The 5,498-nt window shown below is 34.8% G+C and carries 4 protein-coding genes; all 4 read left to right on the plus strand.

The window, feature by feature from the left end; translation table 11 throughout:
• Nucleotides 1-695 precede the first annotated feature (695 nt).
• The 4 genes from ACYSNU_RS18700 to ACYSNU_RS18715 all read left to right on the plus strand — a co-directional run bounded on the left by ACYSNU_RS18700 (nt 696) and on the right by ACYSNU_RS18715 (nt 4,800).
• The gene (locus tag ACYSNU_RS18700) at nt 696-1,211 is read left to right on the plus strand and encodes a DUF536 domain-containing protein (protein ID WP_461738590.1); all 516 of its coding nucleotides are present in this window, start codon (nt 696-698) and stop codon (nt 1,209-1,211) included.
• A 1,386-nt stretch (nt 1,212-2,597) separates the two neighbouring features.
• Complete coding sequence (locus tag ACYSNU_RS18705) at nt 2,598-2,912, plus strand: hypothetical protein (protein ID WP_461738591.1); 315 nt, start codon at nt 2,598-2,600, stop codon at nt 2,910-2,912.
• 92 nt (nt 2,913-3,004) lie between these two features.
• Nucleotides 3,005-3,697: an ABC transporter ATP-binding protein gene (locus tag ACYSNU_RS18710; protein ID WP_461738592.1), complete on the plus strand. Its 693-nt coding sequence runs from the start codon at nt 3,005-3,007 to the stop codon at nt 3,695-3,697.
• Nucleotides 3,694-4,800 (plus strand): hypothetical protein, encoded by a 1,107-nt coding sequence (locus ACYSNU_RS18715; protein ID WP_461738593.1) that lies wholly within the window; start codon nt 3,694-3,696, stop codon nt 4,798-4,800. The genes ACYSNU_RS18710 and ACYSNU_RS18715 overlap by 4 nt, the downstream gene beginning before the upstream one ends.
• Nucleotides 4,801-5,498 lie beyond the last annotated feature (698 nt).

The raw sequence follows: 5,498 nt of genomic DNA on the forward strand, positions 1-5,498 counted from the left end.
CCACTGTCCGACCCTTAGAAGATGGGAAATAAGACGAAAGGTTACGTATTCGCCGCTGCAATAAGGAATGCTAGGAACACACAACAAGGGTAGCCTTATGCCCTTGTGTTCTGAAGGGTGGTAGCGACCGATTTGAACGGCTAGGGTGGAAACATGGACCGAAAGGTCAGTAATCTAAAACAAAGCTCTTAGGGCGTGTTTTAAGAGGGTTTTAGATGAAGTGTAGCAACTTCCAACTCATAAGGCATGTGATAGTGGCTCCGGTCGGCTCTCCGACGTTAGAACGCAGTTTAGACGCATATTACAGGTTGTACGCTAGTAGACAGAAAAACAAGCCATACATTTTTCTGTCAGATACTAGGGTACAACTATGCTCAACACCAGTACAACAGCCCCTCTGTTAGCAATTCGGAGAGCGTTTGTCTAGTGTTTTTTCTTTTGATTTTGAAAAAAAAAGAAAGAAGGAAAACCTGTGGAGCCTTAGCGGAACAGGCGTGAGCCAGTTGCCTTAGCAACGATCTGGCGAGAGTGAGCCTTAGCGAACGGCCTCGGAGAGGTTGGCGGTACGCCAAAATGCCTTAGCAGCTACTACATACTGTAAACCGTCGTTTTACTCGCAAGTTTAGACGAAAACTGCCGTGACATTCGTTCCTGATTTCTAAATACGGTATACTTACTGCGAAGGAGTGATTCCCTTGGAAAAATATAAAACTATCAAAGAGCTTGCTGATGAAATAGGTGTTTCTAAAACAGCTATTCATAAAAAAATAGACGAAAACTTCAAACGAAAACATTTTACAAAAAACGGAAACCGATTTTTGATAGATTCAGTTGGTCAAAGTATTATAAAATCAATGTTTATAGAAAAAAACCAAGAAGAACAAAAACTTAAAGTTTCTGATATCGATAATCCCGACAACCAGCAGGTTATCGATTTGGTTTCCGTTTTAAACGCTAGATTAATAGTTGCTGATAAGCAGAATGAAAATTATTCAAAGCAAGTTGATGACTTAAAGAAGTTGTTAGACCAGCAACAACAACTTACTCTTCAAGCAAACAAACAAATCGAACAGCTACAATCTCAATTATTGGTTACGTATACAGAAGAATCGAGCAGAGAAAGTAAGGAAGAAGTGGAACAACAGCTATCGGAAGCTTCAAAAGAAGAAATACCTGGACTATCGAAAAAATGGTTTCAGTTTTGGAAATAATTTAAGTGTTCCATAAACCGATATAGAAAAAAGTGAAGCTAAAAGTAACTTGAGAGCTTAATTGTAGAGTGTTTTGGTCCGGCAAATATGGCACTTTTTGCCGCAAACCCTAAAAAGTGGCTCGGCATATAAGCTCATATTTGCCGCATGTGAAAAAAAATTGATATCGCGCTAAAAACAAACCGCTCTGCGGTTTATATCAATATTGATATCAGGTTTCCCTTATGCTCTTACAATATTTGTTTGTGAAATTTTAAAAGGAACATTTTTCCTTAAGCATCATATTTAAAAAAATCATTTAGTTTTATGTTTAAGAGGAGCGTTAACAAGAATCAAAGAAAAAGAAAAATCATGAGATTGCTACAAAAAGAACAAATTTCCATCATATTTTTAATGTAGGATGAACTTATCCCAATAAAACAAACCCAAATAAAACTTTTTTTCATTTTTTACTCCTACCCCGGCTCACTGTCCCCGCAGTGAGTTTTTTTGTTATTCTAAACTGGATACTAGTAGGCTACGGGTTTGCACCCACAACTAAGCGTTCTTATCAGTTTAACGGGTTTCCGAGTGAAGAATTAAGCACACAAATTAATGCAAAAGAAGAAACAAAAAAAGATACTCGAAAAACAAGTATCTTCTAAAAAAGTTTTTAATTTTGAAAATGAAAGTTACTGTGCAAAATATGGATTTTTTTCCAAAAGGATGCACAGTAGAAATAGCGCATTATATCAACGATTTACTACTGTTTCGAGCCTAATTTACCGATTTACTACCCCCCTGTTAGAGTACGGGGGTCCCACCGAGAGCAACGGTTGTTGCTCTCGGTGCTCAAAAGCGTCTACTTTGCCCTGTTCACCTTCGTGAACACGCACGTCGCTGTAACTGTTTCAAGTAGGGAAACCTGTCTTGCCGCTGGCAGACAGGCCGCCTCGCCCCAGGCGAGCGGCCCTGTTTGAAAGCAGACAGCGTCGGCTGAGGGCAGAACAAGTATCGCTTTCGAATATTGTTACTCTAATACGATTAGTATAACAAGGGTCTTAGTTTCCATCAAGAAAATTTCACTAAGTGTTGAGCTGGAAGAATGCTGCGAATGCAACGTTTGAAAAATGAGAAATGCTAGACTTCAAAAAATTCACAAGGAAAAGCCCGCTAGACGTTGGTCTGGCGGGCTACTTTGTTTAATGGGCATTATGTCTACTAAGTTATTTAATAACTAAATTTTAAGGATTTAGACCAAAAATTGCCACATTAATCATGCGCCTTAAATTACAAAATGTATGCTATTTGTCGAAAATTGGTAAACGTTTACAATAAATAAATATTGATGTACAATATAAATGTTTATAAAATAAAAAAAGAGGGAAAGAGAAGGGGGAAATTTTTATGAAAAAGGTTGGTTTAGCATTTATGATGGTATGTTTTTTTGCATTATTAATACCGAATTTTGCAACAGCAACAAGTAATGAGGTATCGACACCGAGTACGAGAGCATATGTCGGATATGTAAGAGACACTTTTAAGCAGATAAAGTATTATAAAGGAGGTTTTTCTGCGGCATATGATGAAACATATAGATATGTGAATGTCCGTACTGCTACAAGATTAGAACCTACCTTAATAAGTAAAACGGTACGTAATCCAAATTGGGCGCAGAAAGAATATGTTTACTATTATAGAGAAAATTGGCGGTTTACTTAAAATTTAACTTTACGTATATTACTTTTAAGATCAGTACTGCACTTTATGTGTTGTCAGTACTGATCTTTTTGAATAAAAGGGATGATTAAATTATGTTGAAAATTGAGAATGTTAGTTATTCATATGAAAAAACAATTTTAAAAAATTGTTCATTAAATATTGAAGAAGGAAAAATAGTTGGCTTGGTCGCGCCAAATGGAACAGGGAAAACAACATTATTAAAGTTGATTGCAAAAGACCTCCCACTTACAGAAGGTAGAATAGAGTTAAATGGAATATCGATATGCAATAGAGAAAGTTATCTTAAACAGATATTTTTTGTTGAAAATTCTGATTCTTTGTATGGAAACTTAACAGTAGTTGAGCATTTACAGTACACTAAAGATTTTTGGGAAAGTTCTATTTCAATAGATAAGATTATTGATACGTTACGAATGAAAGAGTACATGAATTTTAAGTTAAAGAAACTATCATTGGGAATGAAACAACAAGTTATAATTGGTATGCAGCTTATTAGTGATTCACAGTTATTGATAATGGATGAGCCATATAACGGCTTAGACCCATCCAATATAGCGCAAGTTAAGAAATGTTTTGAAAAATTAAAAGAAAAGGGTAAAACAATCCTATTTTCTTCTCATGATCTATATAATATGACAGGTTTTTGTGATGAAGTCCTTTTTTTAAAGGAACAACAAGTGGCTTTACGAGTTTCTGGAGAAGAAGATTTAATCGATGTATATAACAAAGTGTATTCAGTAGGTTCAGGAGGTGTTTTAATATGAAATTACTATCTTTTAATTTGAAAAAAATCTGCTCAGATAAGACAATATTCATATTTTTTATACTACTTATAGTAATTTCAATTACGCCTACTATAATCAATTATAATTCTGAAAATTTTGAGTCAAGTAAGGACGAAAGTCTTCGAATGTATTATCAAAGCCAAGAGGATGCAATTGAATCTATGAAAGGAGATACCCAAGCTCAAACTATTGTATCAGAGATGGAAAAGTCTAATGAAGCGTTAGACAAATATTTTGAAAGTGAAGCAAAAAATGATTGGTATGGTCAACTGAAAGCGGAGTTGGAATTTGAGGAATTAAATTTAGAAAGTATTCAAAAGGGGACGCTAAGTGGAGATGTCGTAGAACAAAAAAAAATAGTATCTGAACTACAATATCTAGTCGACAATAGACTAGAAAGAGTCTATCAATTTGATACTAAGGCCCCGGCGTTCAATCAACTTGAAGCTATGTTATCAGACTATCAACTTTATTTTATCATTTGTGGAGTTGTAATTATCTTTATCACTACTTATGATAAAAGAAATAGAACGAGTTCTTTCTTTAATTCAATACCAAAATCACTTTTTTCTTTGTTTTTATCAGAGAATATAATTCTTGCATTTATAAGTATTTTAGCAGTTATATTTCCTCTTATCGGAAAATTTTTAATTACCGTAGTATATGGGGTAGGATCCTTGAAGTATCCAGTTATCACATCAGGTGAAAGTACCAATATTACCATTAATAATTTAGGCAATCATCTTTTATATGTCATCTTTTTAATCATCATGTCAATTCTATTCTTATGTTCAGTAAGCTTCTTTGTTTCAATTCTTACTAGTAATTTATTCATTAACTCAATAATTGTTTTCGCATTGATTTTTGTTAAGGATTACATACCACAAGAGTCCAATCCATTATATTATTTGTGGAACTTTTTGCCATTTTCATACTTTAACGCTTCAGATAAGCTCTTAGTAAGAGAAGTAGTTTATACTTATAACGATGTTTGGAGAACGGGAATTATTATACTATTCTTATGGAGTATGCTATTTACATTATTCTCTTTTTTGATAATAAAGAAAAAGCAACGGATTTAATTTTAGAATCATCAACATAAAAAATATTGCAATTTGAGTTTTAAAAGCGTACTCTAAAAAGGTAAACCAACTGAATAAATGCCAGAAAAAAGGCAAAAAAATAGAACGTTAGCTTAAGTAAGGACTACCAATCCTTATTTAAGAGCTTTAATTGATAAGTAAGTATCAATCAAAACCACTTCTAACATTCTAGCTTTTACTATTAATAGTACCACTTCTTTATTGAAGTTCGTATCTAATTATAGTAAATCTAGAAGCAGAATTCAAGGACTTGATTTATACAGGCACTCAATTAAAGCTAATTGAGTGCCTTTTTTGTTTGGAACAAGCGGACGTGCCACTGTCCGACCCTTAGAAGATGGGAAATAAGACGAAAGGTTACGTATTCGCCGCTGCAATAAGGAATGCTAGGAACACACAACAAGGGTAGCCTTATGCCCTTGTGTTCTGAAGGGTGGTAGCGACCGATTTGAACGGCTAGGGTGGAAACATGGACCGAAAGGTCAGTAATCTAAAACAAAGCTCTTAGGGCGTGTTTTAAGAGGGTTTTAGATGAAGTGTAGCAACTTCCAACTCATAAGGCATGTGATAGTGGCTCCGGTCGGCTCTCCGACGTTAGAACGCAGTTTAGACGCATATTACAGGTTGTACGCTAGTAGACAGAAAAACAAGCCATACATTTTTCTGTCAGATACTAG

Source organism: Enterococcus sp. LJL120 (genome assembly GCF_054871765.1).